The organism is Bradyrhizobium sp. SRL28 (assembly GCF_018596315.1).
In the GTDB taxonomy this organism is placed as follows: Bacteria; Pseudomonadota; Alphaproteobacteria; order Rhizobiales; family Xanthobacteraceae; genus Bradyrhizobium.
On record NZ_JAHEAG010000022.1, the window covers coordinates 19,084 to 42,120 of the forward strand.

Consider the following 23,037-nt stretch of genomic DNA (forward strand, 5'->3'; position numbering starts at 1 on the left):
GGTCATCCATTCCGGAACGTGTAGGCGTATCCGTTGATCGCGGGCGCGCCGCCGAGATGGGCGTAGAGCACCTTCGATCCCTTCGGGAAATAGCCCTTGTTCACGAGGTCGATCATGCCCTGCATGGATTTTCCCTCGTAGACGGGATCGGTGATCATGCCTTCGAGGCGCGCGCAGAGCCGGATTGCCTCCTTGGTCTCCTCTGAGGGAACGCCATAGGCCGGATAGGCGTAGTCCTCGATCAGGACGACATCGTCCTCGACGATCCCCTGGCCCAATTCAACGAGGCCGGCGGTGCCACGGGCGATATCGAGCACCTGGGCCTTGGTCTGGGCCGGCGTAAAGGAAGCGTCGATGCCGATCACCTTGCGGGCGCGGCCGTCCTTGGCAAATCCCACCAGCATGCCGGCGTGGGTCGAACCGGTGACCGTACAGACCACGATGTAATCGAAGGCGAAGCCGAGTTCTTTCTCCTGCGCCCTGACTTCCTCCGCAAAGCCGACATAGCCGAGCCCGCCATATTTGTGCACGGAGGCGCCCGCCGGGATCGCATAGGGCTTGCCGCCCTTGGCCTTCACATCCGCGATCGCCTGTTCCCAGCTTTGGCGAATGCCGATGTCGAAACCTTCATCGACCAACTGCACATCCGCGCCCATGACACGGCTGAGCAGGATATTGCCGACGCGGTCGTAGACGGCGTCCTCATGCGGCACCCAGCTTTCCTGCACCAGGCGGCACTTCATGCCGATCTTGGCCGCAACGGCTGCGACCATGCGGGTGTGGTTGGACTGCACGCCGCCGATCGAGACCAGCGTGTCGGCATTGGAAGCGATCGCATCGGGGATGATGTATTCGAGCTTGCGCAGCTTGTTGCCGCCGAAGGCCAGGCCCGAATTGCAGTCCTCCCGCTTGGCGTAGAGCTCGACCTTGCCGCCGAGATGCTGCGTCAGCCGCTCCAGCTTCTCGATATGGGTGGGCCCGAAGGTGAGCGGATAGCGTTCGAATTTCTCCAGCATCGTCATCCCCGTTAATGGTCCTGATCTTCGGGAACGGCCCTATCATCGAGTGCTCGAAAGGTGCTCTCTATGTTATCGGCTATTCTTCGTGATTATTGCATAGATACCAATTTGAATTAGTATTTCATCCGCTATTTGGCAAATATTCGAGAGATTCTTTCATGGGCAGCAGGCTCGATCGCATCGACCTTAAGATATTGCGTTTGCTGCAGAATAGCGGCCGGCTGACCAATGCCGAGCTGGCCGAAACGGCCGGTGTCAGCGCCGCGACCTGTCACCGCCGCACCCAGCGGCTGTTCGACGAGGGGTTCATCGCCCAGGTCAGGGCGATGGTGGCGCCGCGCAAGGTCGGCAAGGGCGCCCTCGTCATGGTGGGCGTGGTGCTCGACCGCTCCACACCGGAAAGCTTTGCCGCCTTCGAACGGGCGATCGCGCAGCTGAAATTCGTGCTCGATTGCCACCTGGTCGCCGGCGATTTCGACTACTTCCTCAAGATCCGCGTCGGCGACATGGAGGATTTCAACCGCATCCATGGCGACCAATTGATCGCGCTGCCGGGCGTCCGCCAGACCCGGACCTTCTTTGTCATGAAGGAGGTGGTCGACAACGCGCCGCTCGATTTCTGATTGCCGGTTGGCACCGCGAAACAGGGGCTATCTTACCCTGGTGATCTTCCGGAACCTTGCGAGACTCTGGTCACACAGCGCGCCATGTCCTATCAACCGGGCATGACCATGAAATTTTGCCGGCAGGCTTTCGCCCTTGCCATCATTTTCATTGCAATGCCGGCCCACGCCTCGGACGAACTTCAGAGGCAAGAGCCCGATACCGTCATCTTCGCGATGATGTCCGGCAAGTGCCGCACGCTCAAGGTCGCGGGACGGGATTTTGCCTGCCGGGCCGTTGCGTTCTTCCAGACCGAGGAAGGCCGGGCGAATTTCACCGTGGCGCTCGACGATCCCGACGATGACAGCCACATCATCACATTCTCCGGCGACAACGGGCGAAGGCCGGAGGCCAATCTATACGAATTGCCGATCGACCGAATGCTGCTGAAATCCAAGGACAGACCGAAGGCCGACGGCCTGCCGGTGCCGTCAGTCGAATCGACCGCCGGCCTCTGCAAGCAGGTCGGCAACTTCGTGACGCTCGAACTTTCCAGCATCTCCTGCACCGCTGTCGACAAGAACGGCAAGAAGTACGAACTGCAGTACCAGTCCGACGGCGCGCCGATGGCGGTGCGCCGCATCAAGCGGATGCGCGTCGGCAGCCCCGCGGTATCGCCGTTCGACGATGTAAAATGAAAGGCCGCCGGCGGAAAACCGACGGCGGCCAGTGTCGATCCACGCATGGCTCGCGACTGCGCGGACAAGCTCATGCTAGATTGAAAGTCCTCCCAGGGCGTGGAGGCTGGCAGTCAAGGTCGAGTTATTGCCTTCACACGGGCTTTACCGTGAGCCGCTTCGCTCGCGCCCGCTCCGCGTGGGCAGAATGGAACTCGCGATATCGAATGCGACGGTCCATCGCGGCTTTTCGTCCTCGGCGCCGGGCACGTTGATCTGAACGCCGACGCCGTCGCTGATCGTATAGGATGCCGCCAGTGTGGCGGCCTCAAGGGCGGCACCTCGCGAATCGTAGACGCCACCGATCTTGACGTTATCGGCAAATACCGACCAGCCCAGCGGCGCCTTCACGATTTCGAACACCGATCGTTCCATCAGCTCACCCAGTATCGTTTTACCTGTATCGCTTCCGCCCCTCGCCTACGTGACGAATCCTGACGATGGGAGTGCGACGTTGGGACGTTGGCTTGTCGCCGGCGACCTTCACTCGCCAGTCGGAAGCCCGCAATGCCGTCAACGAATTCAACGCCGGTGCAAGCGCGATTTCCTTCCGCACGGCATCGACAATTCTATCGAATTCAACTTCGCTCATCGCACGCTCCATTGCGCCAGGCCGGCATTCTGCCGCCTGGACGATAAGAGGGGACCGCGCTGAGCACAGATCGCCATGCAAGTTTGTTGTTTGAAGGCTCGCCCGCGGTCGCTTCGATGGCAAAAAAGGGTCGAAATCGGGAACGTCCGAACCGCGCCGTGCGAAACCGGTGGCTCCCGATGACCTGCGGCGGCCACCCCTTGGCCCAACTTGCCAGATGCGTGCTAGATTCGGCCACGAATCAGGAGGGTTTGCATGCCGGTAGACAGTGACAGCGCCATTGCGTGGCACCGCGCCCAGCTCAAGAAGCTTCGCGAGACCTTGAAGAACATCGAGACCGCGAGGTTCACGGTGGGCGTGTCCGCTCAGGCGAGCAGGACCGGCAAGACGCAGAAGGCGATTGCCGAGCTCGAGCAGAAAATCCGGCAGTCGCAGCACATCATCGCCGCCTATGAGCGGCAAACCCGGCGGCCCCTTGCGACAGACCAGCGAAGCCTCGCCAGCGTGAGCTGGAGTAGCTGGAATGCCCAAGCGGCTCACAGCCGCGGCGGTTCGCGGTAAGCGTTCACCGGCCTGAACGCCGCCGGCTATCCGGCGGGTCCCGCGCGCAGGAGGTTTCGAGCTAGCGGATCGGCATGCTGGCACAGGGGATGCGCACGCTGAATTCGCGGCCGAGCGCCGTCAGGCGCGCTAGTTCTTTGCGGTCTCTCTTTCTTTCCCCTTGGCCTTGCAGGAGATCAAAAACGTAAACGCCCGCGCATTGCGCGCGATGTCCGCCGTCTTCAACTCGTCCTTGGCGTCCGAGATCTGATACGGCACCACGCTGTTATCGAGAAAATCCCTCAGCGCCCCGGTCTTGATGGCGAAATTGATGTTCTCGGGAATGTTGCCCGTCGCCCTCACGAACTTGATGGCATTCAGTTTCGCCGCGACCACACCGACCACGTCGCCGCTCGCGGCCAATAGCGGCCCGCCGCTGTTGCCGGGTTGAACGGCCGCGCTGATTTGCAGGAAGCGCGTATCGTTCAGGATGCCGCTGAGCGAGCTCACGATCCCGGTCGTCACCGTGAAATCGGATGTCAGCAATCCGTGAAAGGGATAGCCGATCGCCACGACGCTGTCGCCGGACTGGATCGCCTTGTCCCTGATTTTGGCGACGTCCTTGAACGAGCCTGTAACCTGCAAAAGAGCAAGATCGTTGGTCTCGTCGCTCGACACCAGGCGGAGTTTGGCGGGCGCCTCGCCGGACGGATTGCCCTGGATGTCGCCGACGCAGCCCTGCACCACGTGCGCATTGGTCACGAGGTGTCCATTCGCGCTCACCAGGAAGCCGGTGCCCTTCTGGTCGAACAGCCTGTCGGGCTTGGCCGGGCCTGAGTCCGGTGCCGCCGCGGCGACCGCCTTGGCGGCGGGAAGGACCGAGAAATCACCGGCGCTGGCCACGCCCGTTTGCCTGACCTTGGCCACGCAATGCGCCAATACCGGCAATAGCTGCCCGGTCTGGTCGAGGTTGAACTGAAAGAGCTGGCCTTGCGTATAGGCCGTCATCGCCTTCGCCTTTCGAAACTGGGCGATGAGCGAGGAATTGCTCGGCATTGGCACGCGAACCAGCTTGTCGGCGATCGGGACGCCATGAACGTTGAACGGTTGCTGGCCGTCGAATGTCAGGGTCAGCGGAAACGCCGCCCCGGTCGTCAGCTTCCATTGCTCATGCATGAAGCCGAGGCTCCAGCCGCCATTGTTGTCGATCATCACGAGAAAAAAGACGCCGCTGGCATATCGGGCGCCGGCTGCGCAGTGGGTGAAAGACCCGGTCTCGTCGTTGGTGTAAGCCCCACCCTTCCAGTTGCCGACGCTGATCGAGCCGTAGGGCCCGCGCGCATCCGCATTCGAATTGGCAAAAATCGTAAACAATAGAACTGCGACCGCAGCAGCACGGCATTTCATAAGCGTTTTCCCCACACACCCAGAGCGAGCATATTTGCCTTTGCAACCGGAGTCCATTTGGACTGTACGAGAAGGCTGAAATTTCGTGCCACGGGAGCGAAAAAATTGGCACGGCATCGGTTCATGCCTGCAGCCGGCCCTACTGCCGGAGCGCTTTCGTTAAGTTCTTTGCCGGATCATTCGGCGCATGGTCTCGATCGTCGTAAGATCGACGCCGATTCGCATCCGCCCGCAGCAAGACAACTCATCGCTTGGCAGGACAACGCATGGACTTGGCACACGGCGGAGGCAATTTTGAGCAAAGGAACGTGCTGCATCCGCCCGCGGTCGTGCTGATCCCCGGCCTCGTGATGTCATTTTACGTCTGGCTGGTTCTGGTCACGACCATTCCATATCCAGGCAAGATCGGGCTCGACTACAATACCCTCGGCACCGACTGGATGGTCTTCTACGGCGCGATCCGCTCGGTCCTCGATGGCAACGCGCCGCTGATCTTCGATGGCGATCGCTTCACCGACTTCCTCAACACGAATTTTGCAGGCTGGCTCTCCAAGCCGCTGGAATTTCGGCCATGGGCCTATCCGCCGAGCTTTCTGCTGATTCTGCTGCCGTTCGCGCCATTGGGTTTCTTCGGCTCCTACGTGGCGTTTCAGGTCGTGACCGGCGCCCTGCTCGCAGTAGCGCTTCGATCGAGTGCGGGAGCCGTCCTGCCATCAGGCGCCCTGCTCGTGGCCGCGCTGGCTTGTCCGGCGTCGGCCATCAATGCGATCAACGGGCAGGCCGTCTTTCTGGTCGCAGCCCTGATCGTCGGCGGATTTGGCCTTCTCGAACGGCGTCCTTATCTCGGCGGCTTGGTACTGGGTCTGCTGACGTTCAAACCCCAGTTCTGCATCCTGGTCCCGATCGCCCTGATCGCGGCCGGGCAATGGCGCGCGCTTCTGGCGGCGGGCTCGTCCGCGCTGGCCATGGTGATCGCGAGTGGATTGATTTTCGGATGGGACCTGTGGCTGCGCTGGTTTCCCCTGATTCTCGAAAATCTCAGCAGCCCGAACCAGAAGTGGATCGAGTACGGCCGCATGTGGGGCCATAGTGTCTATACCTGCGCGATTCTGCTCGGCGCGCCGGAGCGGCTGGCGTCGTGGATTCAACTGCTCGCCACGCTCGGCGCGGCGGTATCCGTCGTCATCGCTTTCCGATCGCGGTTGGGTACAAGGGAAAAGACGGCGATCTTTCTGGCCGCCACGGTCCTCGCGGCGCCGCATTCCGGACCCTATGATGGGACGCTGCTGGTGATCGCAGCGGCGTTCTGGTTGATGGCGCGCAGCGCTCCGCTGCCGCTGTGGTGCTGGACGCTGGCGTTCATGATCTGGCTGATGCCGCTGCTGAGCCCGCCCTTGCTGTTTCCCGTGGCCAGGATCGTCCCGCTCCTTCCCGTGCTGCTGATCGTACTCCTGCTCCGTCCCGGAGTTCCGGCCGTGGCCGTACGCCAGGCTCCTGCCGGATAGCTGGGCGCAACCCCTCCCGGAACATTTGTCCGGCTGTCCATTGGCAGCGACCAAACGCCCCGGTGTCGCCTTGTTTCCTACCGATATTTTAATGGATCACGCGTGGCATCTTGCATACGGTAAGGCCCCGCTGCCCCCTGTCCATTCCGGCTGAACGCCGGAACCAGCGAGGCAAAAAAGACCAATCGCGCCGCCTGAGGGCGGACGCCCAATCTGCAATAGCCGGAGGAAAATACCGTGAAACCAAGAGTTGTCCGGTGCGCCCTGTTTGCACTTATCGCGGTCGTATCCGCAGTGGCCGGCCAGGCCCAGGCCCAGACATGGCCGGACAAGCCGATCACCTTTATCGTGCCGTTCGCGGCCGGCGGCGGCACCGATGCCTTTGCCCGCCCGCTGGCGGCCCAGCTCGACACACAGTTGGGCAAGCGCGTGCTGATCGAAAACCGCGCAGGCGCCGGTGGCACCGTTGGCGCATCGCTCGCCTCAAAGGCCGCGCCGGACGGCTACACCTTCTTCATGGGCGCGGCGCATCACGCCATCGCACCCTCGCTCTATCCCAACCTCGACTACAGCATCGAGAAGGATTTTATCGCGGTGGCGCTGATCGCGCGGCCGCCGCAGGTGGTGGTCGTCAATCCGGACAAGGTCGCCGCCAAGACGCTCGCCGAGTTCATCGCCTACGCCAAAGCCAATCCGGGCAAATTGAACTACGGCTCCGCCGGCGCCGGCACTACGCATCATCTGGCGGGCGAACTATTCAAGATCCTGACCAAGACCAACATTCAGCACGTCCCCTATCGTGGGGCCGGCCCCGCGATGCAGGATCTCATCGCCGGCCACGTCCCAGTCGTGTTCGACGGCCTCGGTTCGTCGGCGGCGCCCGTCAGGGCCGGACAGTTGCGCGCGCTTGCCGTCGCCGCGCCGAAACGCGTGCCGGCATTCCCCGATCTTCCGACCGCCGCGGAAGCGGGCCTGGCTGGATATGAAGTGTCGACCTGGTACGGCTTGTTCGCCCCCAAGAACACGCCGCCGGCGATCGTCCAGCAGATGGTCAAGGAATTGCAGAAAGCCATGCAGACACCCGCCATCAAGGAAGCCTGGGAGCGCAACGGCTCCGATGTCCCCGATGTCACGGGTCCTGCGTTCGCGAAAATGGTGTCCGCAGAAATCGAACGCTGGCGCAAGGTCGTGACGGAAGCGAACGTGAAGCTGGACTAGCCTTCGGCAAGACAGGCTCGCAATTATGTAAGACGAGAAGCCGGCACGGCGGAGAGCTTGAAAGAGCCTCCGCCGTCGCTGTTTGCATACCTTGCGCCCGATCAGGTGCGTATGGCGCTTATCTGTGCTGTTCGCCAGCACGAAAATTCCCAATCTCGGTTTGCGGCTAATGCATAGCGGCCGCCTTTTTATGTGCGGTCTATGCTCGATGCACAGGCGGCGATCAGGCTTTGGCTATTCCTGCTCCTGAGAGATCGCGGCCGCCCGTCGAGGCGAAAGCCGAAGTCGCATAATGTGTTAGCCCATAACAAGCTCGGACATGCCGCCTGACGTCGCGGTTGTTGACCTAGATCAAGTCATCGATGTCAATTCTCTGAATACTGTCATCCATGCGAATTATTCTTGCGCTCCAATACATCGGATGGGCATGGTTCCCTAAAATCAACCTCACGTTGCTTCAAGGGGGCTGCAGCTCATGATCGCTCAACTGACAAGGTACGAGCGGCAACTTGCGCTCATTATCCTGCTGGCGATTTCCTTGTGCGGATTTGCCATGGCGGTGGCTGGACAAGGTGATCCGCTCGGCATTCACGGGGCGATCGTATTGTTGGCGGGGATTGCGGGAGCCTTCTGGGTCATCTCCGGGTACTACGCACCGGAGCCCGGCGAAGACCGACTCGACCAATACTTCGACGATCCCAGCCGAATGGGCATTATCCTGGCAATGGTATGGGTCGTCGCTGGGCTTTTCGTCGGCGACTGGATCGCCTGGCAGCTCGTTAATCCGAACCTGACATTCGACGCGGCCTGGTCGAGCTTCGGCCGCCTCCGTCCGGTGCACACTTCCGGCGTCATCTTCGGCTTCGGCGGCAATGCGCTGATCGCCACCTCCTTCTATGTGGTGCAACGAACCTCGCGTGCACGCCTGCCGGACCAGTTGAGTCCGTGGTTCGTTCTGCTTGGCTACAACCTGTTCTGCGTCATCGCCGCAACCGGCTACCTGATGGGCGTTACGCAGTCGAAAGAGTATGCCGAGCCGGAATGGTATGCCGATATCTGGCTGGACATCGTGTGGGTGACTTACCTCATCCTCTATCTGCGCACACTGGCTCGCCGCAAGGAGCCGCATATCTACGTGTCGAACTGGTACTACTTGGCCTTCATCCTCGTCGTGGCAATCCTCCACATCGTCAACAGCCTCGCCATCCCGGTTTCAATCGGTCATGCCAAGAGCTATTCGGCATTTTCCGGTGTGCAGGACGCGATGACGCAGTGGTGGTATGGACACAACGCCGTCGCGTTCTTCCTGACCGCCGGCTTCCTCGGCATGATGTACTACTACCTTCCGGTGCGTGCCGGCCGGCCGATCTTCTCCTACCGGATGTCGATCATCAGCTTCTGGGGCATCACTTTCATGTACATGTGGGCGGGTTCGCACCACCTGCATTACACCGCGCTTCCACATTGGGTTCAGACGCTCGGCATGACGTTCTCGGTCATGCTGCTGGTTCCCTCATGGGCGTCGGCCGGCAACGCGCTGCTGACGCTGAACGGCGCCTGGTACAAGGTGCGCGACGACGCGACCCTGCGCTTCATGATGGTCGCCGCAGTATTCTACGGCATCGTCACTTTCGAAGGCTCGTTCATGGCCATTCGCTCCGTCAACGCGCTGTCGCACTATACCGACTGGACCGTCGGCCACGTGCACGTCGGGGCGCTCGGCTGGGTCGCGATGATCACTTTCGGCGCGATCTATGCATCGGTGCCGTGGCTCTGGAAGCGCGAGCGGATGTATTCGCCCAGGCTGGTGGAGGTTCACTTCTGGCTCGCGCTTGCCGGAACGGTGATCTACGTGTTCGCGATGTGGAATTCCGGCATCATCCAGGGGCTGATGTGGCGGACCTACAATGAAAGCGGAACGCTCGCCTATTCCTTTGTCGACACCCTGGTTGCGATGCATCCCTATTATATCGCGCGCGCTATCGGCGGCCTGCTGTTCCTGATCGGCGCGCTGGTCGCATGCTACAATATCTGGATGACGATGCGGACGGCCGATCAGCCGGCCGACGAGCGGGCTGGCGACCTTCCGGTCCCCACGCTCGCAGGCGTTTCCGCGCCTCAACCGGCGGAGTGAAGCGGCATGTTCAATTGGCATTACCGGCTCGAGCGCAAGACCATCGGCCTGGTGCTGGGCATCATCGTCGTTGCCGCCATCGGCGGTGCGGTGGAGATCATACCGCTGTTCACGATCAACCAGACCGTCGAAGAGGCCCCGGGCATGCGGGTCTACACGCCGCTCGAGATCGCAGGCCGCAATATCTACATCCGCGAAGGCTGCTACGCCTGCCATTCGCAGATGATCCGGACATTGCGCGATGAAGTGGAGCGGTACGGCCCTTACTCGCTCGCCGTCGAATCCAAATACGATCATCCGATGCTCTGGGGATCGAAGCGGACCGGGCCGGATATCGCGCGCATGGGCAACAAATATTCGGACGAATGGCATGTGCGGCACCTCAACAATCCCCGGGACGTCGTCCCGGAATCGGTGATGCCGCACTATTCGTGGCTCGGCCGCACTGAACTGCGTTATGACGACCTCGGCGTTCATCTGGCGGCGCTTCGCAAGGTCGGCGTGCCCTACACCGACGAGATGATCGCCAACGCGAAGTCCGATGCCTATGGACAGGCGACACCTGATACGCCCTTCGCCGAAGGCGTTACCAAGCGTTACGGTGCGGCGACGAATGTCCGCGCCTTCGACGGCAAGCCGGGCCAACTGACCGAAATGGATGCCCTGGTCGCTTACCTGCAAATTCTCGGCAAGCTGACCGACGCTGCGCACAAACACGCCGCGGGAGGCTGATCATGGACCACGATTTTACAGTCTGGTTCTCGAAGTCGTTCGGTCTGTTCTATCTGATCGCGCTTTCGATCATCATCGTCGCCTACGCATTCTGGCCGTCGAACAAGAAGCGGTTCGACAAGGCGGCGAAATCCATACTCGGGGACGAGGACAAGCCGCACCGGGATCAACCACATAGCGATCAGTCACATAGGGATCAGTCACATAGGGATCAGTCACATAGGGATCAGTCATGGCGGTAGAGGAACGCGATCCCCATTCCGGCTACATGACGACCGGTCACGAATGGAACGGCATCAAGGAATTGAACACGCCGGTACCCCGGCCGGTCTATTTCTTCCTGATTGCAACGGCCCTGTTCTCCGTCGTCTACTGGGTGCTGTATCCGGCATGGCCGCTGGGAGTGACCTATACGAAGGGACTGCTCGGCATCGATCAGCGCACCACCGTCAGTGAAAGCCTGGCGCAGGCGGCGCTTGAACGCAGCGCCTGGTCCAAACGCATCGAGGCGGAAAGCTTCAAGCAAATCCAGGCCGATCCCCGCTTGATGGAAAACGTGCGGCAGACCGGTCGCACGCTGTTCGGCGACAATTGTGCGCCGTGTCATGGATCCAGCGCACAGGGCGGCAAGGCGTTTCCCAATCTGACGACGGCGTCATGGCTTTGGGGCGGCGATCCCGAAAGCATCGCCGAGACGATCCGCGTCGGCATCAACTCGGCGCACCCGCAAAGCCGGACCTCGCAAATGATGGCGTTCGGCCGCGATCAGATGCTCAAGAAGGGCGAGATCGACGACGTCGTGGCTTACGTGCGCAGCCTTTCCGATCCCGTTGTCGCCAAGGACGTGCCCGCGGCGAAAATCGAGGCCGGCAAGGCCGTCTTTGCCGCCAATTGCGTCACCTGCCACGGCGACGACGGCAAGGGCAACGCCGAGCTCGGCGCACCTGATCTGACGGACCGGTCCTGGATCTACGGCGGCGACGCCGAGTCGATCTACGATACCGTGTGGGGCGGCCGGCAAGGCCACATGCCAAGCTGGGACGGAAGGCTCCCTCCGCTCGACCGCAAAATTCTGGCGCTCTATCTGTTCGACCTCCGCCGGAGCGAACGATGAGCGCGACCGGCACAGCAACGAGGCCGATCCGAACAAGGGCCGTTCTTTGGCTCGCGGTCGGCGCCGGGCTGTTGCTGCTGCTGATCGCCAATTCGCACCTCGTCTATGTGGCCATCATGTCGCAACCGGAATGCGTCGCGCATGTGCGCCAGGGCGAGGGTTCCGGCAGGGACGGAAAGTTCAGCGCGGCACGATCGTCATGCACGCCGCGATGAACCAGCAGGGAGATCGATGATGACGCCGATACCGGCCGTTGTTCCACCTCTGCCGCGCGCGCGGACCTGGAAGCGAAACGTCGCTCCCGCAGCCGCTTTTGACTGGCTCTCGGCCGGCTGGCGCGACTTCACAATCGATCCGGGAGCCAGCATCAGTTATGGACTCCTGGTGTTTCTGGTCTCCGTCGTCACCACCGTCGGCCTGTTCGCGCTTCGCCTCGACTACATCCTGCTCCCGGCGTTTGCCGGTTTCATGGTCGTCGGTCCGATAATCGGAATCGGACTGTACGAAAAAAGCCGGCGCATTGCAGAAGGCAGGTCCGTCAGCCTGTGGCAGATGGTCTTCGTCAGGCCGGAGTCCGGTGGCCAGGTTCTGTTCGCAGGCGTGCTGCTCTTTCTGCTGACACTGTTGTGGATGCGCGCCGCTGTCATCGTGTATGCGCTGTTCTTCGGCCTGCGGCCTTTTCCCGGTCTCGACCGCATCATTCCCATGCTGTTCACGACAGAGGTCGGCTGGGCGATGCTGCTGATCGGCAGCGCCATCGGGGGGCTGTTTGCGGCGTTCGCATTTGCCATCAGCGCCTTCTCGATCCCGATGCTGCTGTCGGAGCGGACGGACGCTCTTACTGCCATGGGCACCAGCATGGCGCTGGTCTGGAACAATCTGCCCGTCATGCTGACCTGGGCGGCCATCATGCTGGTGCTGATCGTGATCGGCATCGCGACCGGACTGCTGGGAATGATCGTCATTTTCCCGGTGCTGGGACACGGAAGCTGGCACGCGTACCGGGCGATACGGCCTGAAGTTTGACGTACGGCACCTGGAGTTGTTCCGATGAGTTGTTGCGGTTCGCAAGCTGGATTGGTAGCGCTGCGGCCGGATGCGCGCGCAGCCGATGAGGAAGTGCTGCTTGCCAGCCCCATCGTCGCCGATGGTGTTCGCCAAACCGACTTGTCCGTGCCCACGATCCACTGCGGAGCATGCATTCGGACGATCGAGAAGGCGCTCGACGGGCTGGCCGGCGTGGAAAGCGCCCGCGTCAATCTTTCGACCAGGCGCGTAACGGTCAAGTGGCGAGCCGACGGACCTCCGCCGCCGCTCATCGAGACGCTCGAACAGGCCGGCTTCCAGGCGCATCTTTTCGATTTCGAGCCCGACAGCGGGGATGGCGCACGATCGGAACTCGTCCGCGCGCTCGCTGTCGCGGGCTTCGCTGCGAGCAACATCATGCTGCTTTCAGTGTCGGTCTGGGCGGGCGCCGAAGCCGAGACCCGCAATCTGTTTCATTGGCTGTCGGCGATCATCGCTTTGCCCGCGCTGGCTTACTCTGGCCGGGTATTTTTCCGATCGGCCTGGCAGGCCGTGAGGCACGGACGCACCAATATGGATGTGCCGATCTCGCTTGGCGTACTGCTGGCCTTCGGCATGAGTTTCTATGAGACGATGGTGCTTGGCCCGCATGCCTATTTCGACGCGGCTATCTCCCTGCTGTTCGTTCTGCTGGTGGGACGCACGCTCGACCACATGGTGCGTGAACGCGCCCGGCTTGCGGTAAAGGGGCTGGCGCAGCTTTCTGCACGTGGCGCGTTCGTGCTGCAGGAGGACGGTACGCAGCTTTATCTCCCGACAAACGAGATTCGGACCGGGATGACCATTTTGCTGGCGGCCGGTGACCGTGTGCCTGTCGATGCGACCGTCACCAAGGGGTCATCGGAAATGGACGTCTCGCTGGTGTCGGGAGAGCATGCGCCCGTCCGGGTCGCCACCGGCTCTGTCCTGCGGGCGGGAACGCTGAATCTGACGGGACCTCTGACCATTGTCGCGACCGCGACATCAGGCGATTCGTTCCTCGGCGAGATGGTGCGGATGATGGAAGCCGCCGAGCAGGGGCGCTCCAGCTATCGCCGTATTGCGGATCGCGCTGCGAGCCTCTATGCGCCGGCGGTCCACCTGACGGCACTCATGACGTTTGTCGGCTGGCTTGTCGCAACCGCCGACATGCATCATGCGCTGACAATTGCCATTGCCGTGCTGATCATCACATGCCCTTGCGCGCTCGGTCTCGCGGTGCCGATGGTTCAGGTGGTCGCGGCCCGCAGGCTGTTCGATGCCGGCATCATGGTGAAGGACGGCGGCGCTCTTGAGCGCCTTGCCGAGGCCGACACGGTCGTGTTCGACAAGACCGGGACGCTGACGGCCGGTGTCCCACGCCTGATCGGATCGTGTGATGCAAGCCGTGAGACAACCGCAATCGCCGCTGAACTGGCTGCGCATTCGCGCCACCCTTATTCACGTGCGCTGGTCGAGGCCGGCGCCGGCCTTCCCGCACCTCATATCGCGTTCGATGAGATCTCCGAGCATCCCGGATACGGACTTGAGGCGCGTTCTGGCGCTTCAGTTTACCGACTGGGCCGGCCGGAATGGGCGCTCGCCGGTGTAACCGAAGCAGGCTCGATTTCCGGCAACGAATCCGTCGTGCTCGCAAAGGATGGCAGCCGCCTGTCGGATTTTCGCTTCGAGGATCGGCTGCGGGCGGACGCGGCAACGGCGGTCGCCGAGCTAAAGGAGATGGGATTTCGGGTTCAGGTGATTTCCGGCGATCGCGAAATCTCGGTACGGCCGATCGCAGCCGAACTCGGCGTTCCCTGGCTTGCTGCCGCGTTGCCTGGCGACAAGACCACACACATTGCAGCGCTCGAAGCTTCCGGCCGCAAGGTCCTGATGGTCGGCGACGGACTGAACGACGCGCCGGCGCTGGCGGCAGCGCATGCATCGATGGCGCCGGCTTCAGCGGCAGACGTCGGACGCAACGCCGCTGACATGGTTTTTCTGCATGAGAGCCTGACCGCGGTGCCACTGGCGATCTCCATCGCACGAAGCGCCGGCCGGCTCGTTCGCCAGAATCTTGCTCTTGCGACGGCCTACAATGTCATCGCCGTGCCGATCGCAATCCTCGGCCATGTGACGCCGCTGGTTGCGGCAGTGGCGATGTCGGGATCGTCCATTCTGGTGGTCGCAAACGCGCTTCGCCTCGAGAGCCGACGAAGGAGCGCACACGCTGCTGGAGGTGCTCGGCTCCCGACCAAAGCCGCGATGGAGGCTGCCGAATGAAGGACTATTTTTTCCTGATACCCATCGCGCTCGGGCTCGGCCTCGCCGCCCTCGCGGCCTTCATGTGGTCGCTCAAGACCCGACAATATGACGATCTGGAAGGGGCAGCCGTGCGAATCCTGCAGGAAGAAGACGTTCCGATCCGGACGAAGTCTGGGCAATGACAGCTCAACCATCGGCCGAACGCCTATTATTCTCGCTGATCAGTTACTGGCTCGCACGCCATAGCGCATAAAGTCATCATCGATCCCGGCCTGGATCGTCTTTGCCGCGGAGATATCGGCATCGCCGCCGGCCTTGTCGCCGTTCTTGAGCCTGGCCAGCCCGCGCCCATAGAGCGCACTCGCCAGCTTCGGATCGAAACGCAGCGCGGAACTGAAGTCATTGATCGCCGCGCCAGCCTGTCCCATCTTCAGATGGATCAATCCACGCGAGTCATGGGTGGCGGCGTCGTTCGGCCACGACTGAAGCGCCCTGTTGCAGTCCTCAAGCGCCGCCTGCAACGCGCCGAGGATGGCCCGGGTCCAGCAGCGTCCGCTCCACGCGGCTTCCAGATTGGGCTCGAGGCGAATGGCCTCGTCGTAGTCCCGGCCTGCGCGATCGTACTCATTCTTTTTCAGGTAGACTCCGGCACGGTTGACGAAAGCTCTGCCGTAGTTCGGATTGAGCCTGATCGCCTGATCGAACGCTTTGAGGGCGAGGTCGTATTCGCCCTTCCGCAAGTAAGCCGCGCCGCGGTTGTTGAAGGGCTTGGCGTAAGCTGGATCGAGCTTGATCGATTGATCGAAATCGGCGATGGCGCGGTCAAGGTCTCCCTTTGCCGTATGGGCATTGCCACGATTGTTATAGGCAATCGCAAGCGCCGTCGTCGTACCCTGGCCGGAATCGATGAGCGCCGTGCAACCATCGATCCGGGCTGCGAACGATGTGCGATCCGAGCCGTTGCACAGCGCGATGTTCGCGACATAGTCGCTCTTCTTGGGGCTCTGCGCGGCAGCCAGTGAGCCAAGTAGCAGCAAGGCAAAAGCAGGCGCGAGGCCGTGGATGATGCGCCTGCTCGCACTCAGTTCCATATCAGACTTTCCAATGTTGGAACCAGCGTATGGGGCGGCCGTTGATCTGAACGCGGCACGCCCGAGGCTGGTTGACTGACAAGCTTCTCGCACCCTGAACGGCTTGCTCCAGGAACGAGCCTTAGCACCCCCGACAGATGTTCAGATTAGACTTGGGAAAAGGCTTTTGGTCGGGCTGCAGCGCCGCTGGTGGCCCCGGCTTTCGCGCGACCTTGCTCTTGCCTTCTTCAATGAGCGTGGAAAATCTGACCGTCCCATCATCGGAAATTTCGACGCGTGGCGTGGTGCCTCTAACGCCCATGGTCGCGACGGGGGTGTCGATCTTCATATCGCCAGTCTTCGCGACTTTGCCGGCGACAAAGGTGAACGTGCCCTTGGTGAGATTGACCAAGCTGGAATTGGACGTACTGTTTGGGTCGTACACGAACTCGTTCAAAACCATTCGCGCGTTGTTCGACAGATTGAACGAGGTGCCGTCGGTGAAGTTGATGCCGACCTTGCCGTCGGCGCCGGTCGCAACCGCATCGCCCTGATAGACGAGATCGCCTACCTTCGCCTGAGCAGCCTGACCTGCGGTACCCACCTGAACGACCAGCGCACTCGCGCGTTCAATCGTGACCGAGCCTGTGGCGACAACAACTTTTCCAATCGGTTTTGACGCGACATCCTGAACGGCGGGTCTGACTTGTGCGTGAACTGGCGCGACGAAAAACCCGCCCGTCGCCAGAACGAAGCCTGTCACCAATGCGGCAATGGCATGCGTGCACATGATCCCCCCTTCCTGAGAAGACCTTGTCCGGGAGAGCGCTGAGGGGCTCTTTGACGGGCAATATTATACCCGATGTCCGGGGAAGGCATCGTCCAGCGTTCGCTCGAAAGGATTACTCCTTTTGAGCCTAAAGCCTAACGCCCATGGATTGGGCTAAGTTGGATCAGGAAATTTCTGCGGCTGGCCCCTTGGCTGGCAGCGCTAAATATTTGCCTCATGGGCTGGAAAAAGCCAGACCACGAAAAATCGCACGGGGTAAGTGGCAAACGGGGTAGGGCCATGCTCGTCAGGTCCCACGCCGGGACCGGGGACGAACGTAAGGCCGCCGTGGCCCCGTCTCCCCGCATCGGCAACGTTCAGTCCGCGGCCGGGTTCGGCTCGCTTGAGCGCGCGACCTGCGCTGCCGCCCAAGACGAGACCGGCGGCTCTCGAAGTCGGGCTCGTGCCGGCAGGTTCGGCATGCTGTGGCTCACAGCACTTACCTTCGTGCTTGGGAAGCAGGCCGAGGCCGCCGACCCTGATGTCACGATCCTGGACGACGGCAACATCACATACAAAGACCTCGCCCATGGCGCATTCGAGCTGGTCACCAAGGAGGTGATACCTCGATACCTCCTCGTTGATGATCCCGGACAAACCATCGTCCTGCGTTCCCAAGGGTCCTCGGTCAGTGTAAGTCAAAGCACAAACTCCGCTGCGCGAATGGCCGAATTGCAGGCGGCCCAACAGGAAGCGCTCGCCACCTACGAGAAAGGACTGGGGTCGACGGGATCGAGCACGCCTCCTTCCCTCGAGACGCTGCCGGTGCAACCGATCAATTTCATCCAGACCGATGGTTCTGCCCCGGAGCAGGATGTGCCGGTTTTGCCTGCGGTAATCCTCGCGTCAGTCGAGGAGATGGTTGTCGGGAAAATACCGCCTCCACCGCCAACGCCGCCGACGCTGAATGCGATAGTTGGGCCGACTGAAATCGACACCACGGTCTTTGACGTCTTCACTGCGACAAGCGGCACTTTCCTTGCCAGCAGTGCCAACAGTGGCGTTACACTGACCTTCGGCGTCAGCGGGGGAACCGCCGGCAGCACCGTGATCGACGGCGCAACCTACGACGTATCGAGGGCTGGTCCTTACGGTACGCTTTACGTCGACAGTACGACAGGCGCCTATACGTTCGTTCCGGACAATGACGCGATCAATGCGCTTGTTGCGCCGACCACCACGGATTTCACGATCACCGTATCCGACGGGACGCTGTCGGCCAATCAACCCTTTACGATCGCCATCAACGGCACCAACGACGCGGCCATCATCTCCGGCGCCACCGATGGCACGGCGATCGAGGCGAGCAGCGTCGCCAACGCCGCGCCGGTCGCGCTGAGCACGCTCAGTACGCTGAGCGCCACCGGGACGCTCACCAGCGCCGACGTCGATGACGCGCCCAATACTTTTACGACGGTTGACACTCCGACCGCCAGCGTGCGCGGCTTCGGCACCTTCACGATGTCGGCGGCCGGCGTCTGGACCTACACGATCGATGATTCCAACAGCGCGGTGCAGGCACTCAACGTCGGCGATAAACTGACCGACTCCTTCACGGTGACGACCATCGACGGCACCGCCCAGGTGGTGACAGTCACCATCAACGGCACCAATGACGCATCAGTCATTTCGGGCACCACGACAGGATCGGTGATCGAGGACGGCGGCGCCAAGTGCGACCCGCCGACCGCGACCGGTACGCTCACCGTTACCGACGTCGACGACGCGCCCGGTTTTACGGCGGTCGATTGCCCGACGGCCAGCGAGGCCGGCTATGGCACCTTCACGATAGCGGCAGACGGCGTGTGGACCTACAAGCTCGACGACGCCAATTGCGCGGTGCAGGCACTTAATGTCGGAGATAAGCTGACCGACACATTCGAGGTGACCTCTCTGGATGGCACCACGCAGCGGGTGACGATTACCATCGATGGCACCAACGACGCCGCCATCATTTGCGGAACCAAGGAAGGCTCGGTCATCGAGGCTGGCGGCGTGGCCAATTCCGCATCTTGTAAACCAACCGCCACCGGCACGCTCACCGACACTGACGTCGACAACACTCCCAACACCTTTACGGCGATCGATTCGCCAAAGGCGAGCACCGGCGGCTATGGCACCTACACCATGACGACGGATGGCGTCTGGACCTACACGCTCGACGACACCAACGAAGCAGTGCAGGCACTCAATGTCTGCGACAAGCTGACTGACTGCTTTACGGTGACCACCATCGACGGTACCCCGCAGGTGGTGACGATCACCATCAACGGCGCCAACGACGCCGCCATCATCTCCGGCGCCACGACCGGCTCGGTAACCGAAGCTGGCGCTTGCACATACGGCACGCCGATCGCAACCGGCACGCTCACCGATACCGACGTCGACAACAGGCCCAATACCTTCACGGAAGTGTGCTGGCCGAAGGCGAGCGAAGGCGGCTATGGCAGCTTCACGATGACGGCGGACGGCGTCTGGACTTACAAGCTCGACAATTCCAATTGCGAAGTGCAGGCGCTCAATGACTGCGACACGCTGACCGACTGCTTTGAGGTGACCACCATCGACGGCACCGCACAGGTGGTGAAAATCACCATCAACGGCGCCGACGACACGTTCCACTTCAAGGACAAGATGTCCGACGCAAGCACTTCTGCTGTCATCGACCTTGCAGAGGATATCCCGGCGTCGATCAGCTCCCGCGAAAACGCTGCAGGAACCAGTGCACCGCCAGCGATTTCAGAGGCAGCCCAAACGACCGAGCTATCCGACACTTCCGTTTGGAGCCAGCCGGGTACCGATGTCGCTACCCGCGCGCCGCACGATCTGATCGTGTGACGGAGCTGCGCCGGTTCCAACGCAGCCGTTCCACGCCGCACGAGACGCCCTACTTCGCCTCGCTCGCCTTGATTCCCGAGCTTTCAATCAGTTTGGCCACGCGTGGCAGGTCGGCGGCGAACAGGCGCGCATGCGCCTCAGCCGTCAAGTCGTTGTCAGGGAATGGCAGGGTTCCGAGCTGCTTGAGCTTCTCCAGCAGCTCCGGCTCGGAGAGCGCCGCGCGGAGCGCCGAGTTCAGCGCATTGATGGTCTCCTTCGGCGTGCCCTTCGCCACGTAGAGCCCATGCCACATCGAGTAGCTGACCTCGGGCATGCCGAGCTCGGCGGTGGTCGGCACGTCCTTCAACTGCTCGAGACGTTTCGGCGACGTAATGGCGATCCCGTACAGCGTACCGGCTTGAATCTGCGGCAGTGCGTTGGTCACCTGATCCCACAGCAAGTCGATCTGCCCCGCCAGCAGATCGCCGATTGCGGGGGCTGATCCGCGATAAGCCACGACCGTCGGTTTGAAGCCGAGCACATTGCCCATCATCACGGCGCACAGATGACTGTTTGTCCCGAGACCACCATGCGCGAAGTTCGCCTTGTCGCCCTGCGCCTTGATCCAGGCGACATGGTCCTTCGGACCCTCGCCGGGGATCGACTTGCGGCCGATCAGGACCATCGGCGCGTTGTTGACGAGGCCGACCGGCTCGAACGCCGTTTTCGTATCATACCGCAGGTTGGTGAACAGGCTGGGCGCTGCGAGCAGCGCAACATGATTGATCAGGATTGTCGAGCCGTCAGGCGCCGATCGGGCAACACGATCATTGGCCAGCGTGCTGCCGCCCCCGACCACGTTCTCGATGATGACGGTCTGGCCGAGCGTCCGCGACATCCGTTCGCCAATCAGGCGAGCGACGGTATCCGTACCACCGCCGGCCGCAAAGGGCACCACCAGCGTCACGGTCTTGGGGTTGGATTGCGCATGGGCCTGCGGCGAAAGCGCCGCAATCAGGAGGCCAAAGCCCATAAGGGCGCTTCTAAAAGGGAGATTGATCACGATGGCGTCCTCCAAAGTCTTTGTTTTTGTTGTTATGCCGCATTCTTGCGGACGTGCGCTCGTTGGCGAAGCTGCGCCGCTGAAAACAGCGTGGCATCGCATGATTTCGGATCATGCTGATTGCGCCTGCGCAAATCAATTACAAAGCGAGCGTAGCTCGCAGGCAGACCGGCGTGATACCATGTTCTTGAGGCGCGGATCGGGACGGAGTTGAAATGAGCCAGGCTGCATATGTCGCGGTCGATTGGGGCACGAGCAGTTTTCGGCTTTGGCTCGTCGACCGGGGCGGCAATGTCCTGGGGGAACGGCGCAGCCACGAGGGCATGATGACGGCGGGCAAGCTTGGCTTTCCGACCGTGCTGCAATCGCACCTGGAAGCCGTCGGCGCCGCGCCTGGGCTGCCCGTCGTTATCTGCGGCATGGCCGGTGCCCGGCAGGGGTGGGTTGAAGCCGGATATGTCGACACGCCGGCGCGGCTCGCATCGATCCCCGAGCATGCCGTCGCTGTGCCGGGACAGGACCGTGACATCCGGATCCTTCCAGGCATCGCACAACGAGACCCAAAGGCGCCGGATGTCATGCGGGGCGAGGAAACCCAGTTGCTCGGTGCCTTGGGCGTGGACGCGGCTGACGATGCGGTGGTCTGCATGCCGGGTACCCATTCGAAGTGGGTCAGGGCGAATGGCGGGACCGTCGAACGCTTCGCCACGTTCATGACGGGAGAGCTGTTCGACGTCGTGTCGCGCGAGACGATCCTGTCCCACGCGGTGACCGGCGCCGACGAGGCGGAAGATATCGACGCATTCAAATCGGCGGTCATTGCCGCGTTCGAGGCACCTGCGTTCGCCGCCAATCTGCTGTTCCAGGTGCGATCGGGCCAGCTTCTTTACGGCGGCAAGCCAGCCTCGGCCCGCGAAAAAATATCCGGCACCCTGATTGGTCTCGAATTGGCGGCGGGGCTCGCCGGAGAAGTACCCAGCGCCGGCATCATGCTGGTGGCGTCAGGGCGGCTTCAGACGCTTTACCAGTTGGCGTTTGACACGGTGTCCGTTCCTGTCCGATCAATCGGCGCCGAGGATGCGGTCCGTCGCGGCCTTTCAATGGCCGCGGAATCATTTTGGAGTGTATGAATGAGCGTTGTCCCGTTTCCCCCGATGAAGCGTCCGCTGGTCGCGATCCTGCGCGGCGTGAGGCCTGAGGAAGCGGCCGATATCGTCAGCGTGCTCATTGACAGCGGCATGACGGCGATCGAGATCCCGCTCAACTCGCCGGATCCATTCCGCTCCATCGAGATCGCCGTCAAAAAAGCCCCTGCCGGAATCCTGGTGGGCGCGGGCACTGTCCTGACGCAGCAAGCTGTCGAGCGGCTCCATGACGTTGGCGGCCGGCTCCTGGTAACCCCCAACATCGATCCCGAGATCATCGCCCGGGCCCGGGCACTCGGCATGGTTACGATGCCCGGCGTCTTTACCCCGACGGAGGCGCTGCTGGCGGCCAAGGCGGGAGCTTCCAGCCTCAAATTCTTTCCGGCGAGCGTGCTTGGAGCCGCGGGAATCACCGCCATTCGCGCCGTTCTTCCCGCAGACCTGATGATCGCCGCCGTGGGTGGCGTCTCCGATGCGAATTTCGCGGACTACACCAAGGTCGGCATCCTGGCGTTCGGCCTCGGCAGCAGCCTCTACAAGCCCGGCATGACGGCAGCGGAAGTAGCTGTTCGCGCCAAGGCGACGATCGAGGCGTACGACAAGGCGATTCAACAGGCGAGGTAGATCTGGGAGGCAGGTCAGGCAACGCACGGGGCAACAGCGGGTGCCGTGCCCAAGCGCCGCTGGCCGAAGCGATGGCCTTGCTGGCTTTTGCCCTGTCGAGAGGTTAGGATTTAGAGCGGCGCGCGCCTTTCTCGGGAGGTTCGACCATGACACGGCAGCTTTTATTCGCGATCGCCCTAATGGGCACCGGAGTGCTCCTCAACTCACCGGCAGAAGCACAGGTATGGCCATGTGAGGACAGAGTCGCGAATTGCCTGGGCAGATGTACCGACAGGACGGGAGGGGCAGGCGACTGGAGGGGCCATCAGAGCAAATGTTTGCGCTGCGACTGGCAGCTGATCAGATGTGTGCGCAACGCGAACATGCGCCGGTACTACTGAACGCGATGGCATACCCGTGCGGGCGATATAGCGGAGCTAACCGCACGGAAGTTCACGCGCTGACCGACCTTCAAAAGGTGGATGCCGACCGCGCTACGGTCTATCGCGCACGCGCGGAATGATTGGCTCAGCAAGCGCTGCCAGCAAGCATGCTTTCGTTCGCGTGACCTGGGATGGAGGCGGTATGACACGTTGGACC

The 23,037-nt window shown here is 61.9% G+C and carries 21 protein-coding genes and 1 pseudogene; 16 read left to right on the forward strand and 6 right to left on the reverse strand.

Annotation, left to right across the window (positions count from 1 at the left end; all coding sequences use genetic code 11):
- Window positions 1–2 precede the first annotated feature (2 nt).
- The gene (locus tag KIP88_RS30635; RefSeq protein WP_214491867.1) at window positions 3–1,016 is read right to left on the reverse strand and encodes a 1-aminocyclopropane-1-carboxylate deaminase; all 1,014 of its coding nucleotides are present in this window, start codon (window positions 1,014–1,016) and stop codon (window positions 3–5) included.
- A gap of 161 nt (window positions 1,017–1,177) precedes the next feature.
- Here KIP88_RS30635 and KIP88_RS30640 point away from each other — a divergent pair, with 161 nt between their 5' ends.
- Window positions 1,178–1,642: an Lrp/AsnC family transcriptional regulator gene (locus tag KIP88_RS30640; protein ID WP_214491868.1), complete on the forward strand. Its 465-nt coding sequence runs from the start codon at window positions 1,178–1,180 to the stop codon at window positions 1,640–1,642.
- Between the two features lie 84 nt (window positions 1,643–1,726).
- Entirely contained in the window at window positions 1,727–2,320 is a 594-nt protein-coding gene (locus tag KIP88_RS30645) for a hypothetical protein (RefSeq protein ID WP_249791133.1), read from the forward strand.
- Window positions 2,321–2,464: 144 nt separating this feature from the next.
- On the opposite strand, the gene KIP88_RS30650 is transcribed toward KIP88_RS30645, so the two are convergent.
- Entirely contained in the window at window positions 2,465–2,734 is a 270-nt protein-coding gene (locus KIP88_RS30650) for a hypothetical protein (protein ID WP_214491869.1), read from the reverse strand.
- Window positions 2,735–3,206: 472 nt separating this feature from the next.
- Here KIP88_RS30650 and KIP88_RS30655 point away from each other — a divergent pair, with 472 nt between their 5' ends.
- Window positions 3,207–3,512: a hypothetical protein gene (locus KIP88_RS30655; protein ID WP_214491870.1), complete on the forward strand. Its 306-nt coding sequence runs from the start codon at window positions 3,207–3,209 to the stop codon at window positions 3,510–3,512.
- Window positions 3,513–3,641: 129 nt separating this feature from the next.
- Here KIP88_RS30655 and KIP88_RS30660 read toward each other — a convergent pair whose 3' ends face one another.
- A complete protein-coding gene (locus tag KIP88_RS30660; RefSeq protein WP_214491871.1) occupies window positions 3,642–4,898 on the reverse strand; it encodes a S1C family serine protease in 1,257 nt (418 codons plus the stop codon).
- Window positions 4,899–5,164: 266 nt separating this feature from the next.
- On the opposite strand from KIP88_RS30660, the gene KIP88_RS30665 reads away from it, so the two are divergent.
- From KIP88_RS30665 to ccoS, 10 genes and pseudogenes are all read left to right on the forward strand, one after another.
- The gene (locus KIP88_RS30665; protein WP_214491872.1) at window positions 5,165–6,403 is read left to right on the forward strand and encodes a glycosyltransferase family 87 protein; all 1,239 of its coding nucleotides are present in this window, start codon (window positions 5,165–5,167) and stop codon (window positions 6,401–6,403) included.
- Between the two features lie 237 nt (window positions 6,404–6,640).
- Window positions 6,641–7,621, forward strand: coding sequence for a tripartite tricarboxylate transporter substrate binding protein (locus tag KIP88_RS30670; RefSeq protein WP_214491873.1), 981 nt, complete (start codon window positions 6,641–6,643; stop codon window positions 7,619–7,621).
- 475 nt (window positions 7,622–8,096) lie between these two features.
- On the forward strand, window positions 8,097–9,755 hold the full coding sequence (ccoN, locus tag KIP88_RS30675) for a cytochrome-c oxidase, cbb3-type subunit I (RefSeq protein ID WP_214491874.1): 1,659 nt from the start codon (window positions 8,097–8,099) through the stop codon (window positions 9,753–9,755).
- A gap of 6 nt (window positions 9,756–9,761) precedes the next feature.
- On the forward strand, window positions 9,762–10,487 hold the full coding sequence (gene ccoO, locus KIP88_RS30680) for a cytochrome-c oxidase, cbb3-type subunit II (protein ID WP_214491875.1): 726 nt from the start codon (window positions 9,762–9,764) through the stop codon (window positions 10,485–10,487).
- 2 nt (window positions 10,488–10,489) lie between these two features.
- A pseudogene (locus tag KIP88_RS30685) lies at window positions 10,490–10,651 on the forward strand (cbb3-type cytochrome oxidase subunit 3); the annotation flags it as partial.
- 68 nt (window positions 10,652–10,719) lie between these two features.
- Complete coding sequence (gene ccoP / locus KIP88_RS30690; RefSeq protein ID WP_214491876.1) at window positions 10,720–11,601, forward strand: cytochrome-c oxidase, cbb3-type subunit III; 882 nt, start codon at window positions 10,720–10,722, stop codon at window positions 11,599–11,601.
- Window positions 11,598–11,816: a hypothetical protein gene (locus KIP88_RS30695; protein WP_214491877.1), complete on the forward strand. Its 219-nt coding sequence runs from the start codon at window positions 11,598–11,600 to the stop codon at window positions 11,814–11,816. Before ccoP ends, KIP88_RS30695 begins: the two co-directional genes overlap by 4 nt.
- A 19-nt stretch (window positions 11,817–11,835) precedes the next feature.
- On the forward strand, window positions 11,836–12,627 hold the full coding sequence (locus KIP88_RS30700) for a DUF2189 domain-containing protein (RefSeq protein WP_214491878.1): 792 nt from the start codon (window positions 11,836–11,838) through the stop codon (window positions 12,625–12,627).
- 24 nt (window positions 12,628–12,651) lie between these two features.
- Window positions 12,652–14,928, forward strand: a complete 2,277-nt coding sequence (locus tag KIP88_RS30705; protein ID WP_214491879.1) for a heavy metal translocating P-type ATPase — start codon at window positions 12,652–12,654, stop codon at window positions 14,926–14,928.
- Window positions 14,925–15,092, forward strand: coding sequence for a cbb3-type cytochrome oxidase assembly protein CcoS (ccoS, locus tag KIP88_RS30710; protein ID WP_214491880.1), 168 nt, complete (start codon window positions 14,925–14,927; stop codon window positions 15,090–15,092). Before KIP88_RS30705 ends, ccoS begins: the two co-directional genes overlap by 4 nt.
- Before the next feature lie 39 nt (window positions 15,093–15,131).
- Here ccoS and KIP88_RS30715 read toward each other — a convergent pair whose 3' ends face one another.
- Window positions 15,132–16,001, reverse strand: coding sequence for a tetratricopeptide repeat protein (locus tag KIP88_RS30715; RefSeq protein WP_214491881.1), 870 nt, complete (start codon window positions 15,999–16,001; stop codon window positions 15,132–15,134).
- Window positions 16,002–16,122: 121 nt separating this feature from the next.
- Window positions 16,123–16,770 (reverse strand): FecR domain-containing protein, encoded by a 648-nt coding sequence (locus tag KIP88_RS30720; protein ID WP_214491882.1) that lies wholly within the window; start codon window positions 16,768–16,770, stop codon window positions 16,123–16,125.
- Between the two features lie 279 nt (window positions 16,771–17,049).
- Here KIP88_RS30720 and KIP88_RS30725 point away from each other — a divergent pair, with 279 nt between their 5' ends.
- Complete coding sequence (locus KIP88_RS30725) at window positions 17,050–19,647, forward strand: VCBS domain-containing protein (protein ID WP_249791134.1); 2,598 nt, start codon at window positions 17,050–17,052, stop codon at window positions 19,645–19,647.
- Between the two features lie 49 nt (window positions 19,648–19,696).
- Here the strand turns inward: KIP88_RS30725 and KIP88_RS30730 are convergent, their stop codons facing one another.
- Window positions 19,697–20,689, reverse strand: a complete 993-nt coding sequence (locus tag KIP88_RS30730; protein WP_214491884.1) for a tripartite tricarboxylate transporter substrate binding protein — start codon at window positions 20,687–20,689, stop codon at window positions 19,697–19,699.
- A 215-nt stretch (window positions 20,690–20,904) separates the two neighbouring features.
- On the opposite strand from KIP88_RS30730, the gene KIP88_RS30735 reads away from it, so the two are divergent.
- Together KIP88_RS30735 and KIP88_RS30740 are read left to right on the forward strand one after the other, a co-directional pair.
- The gene (locus KIP88_RS30735; protein WP_214491885.1) at window positions 20,905–21,819 is read left to right on the forward strand and encodes a 2-dehydro-3-deoxygalactonokinase; all 915 of its coding nucleotides are present in this window, start codon (window positions 20,905–20,907) and stop codon (window positions 21,817–21,819) included.
- Window positions 21,820–22,458 carry a 2-dehydro-3-deoxy-6-phosphogalactonate aldolase gene (locus KIP88_RS30740; protein WP_214491886.1) on the forward strand — a complete coding sequence of 213 codons (639 nt, stop codon included), beginning with the start codon at window positions 21,820–21,822 and terminating at the stop codon, window positions 22,456–22,458.
- The last annotated feature ends 579 nt before the right edge of the window (window positions 22,459–23,037 follow it).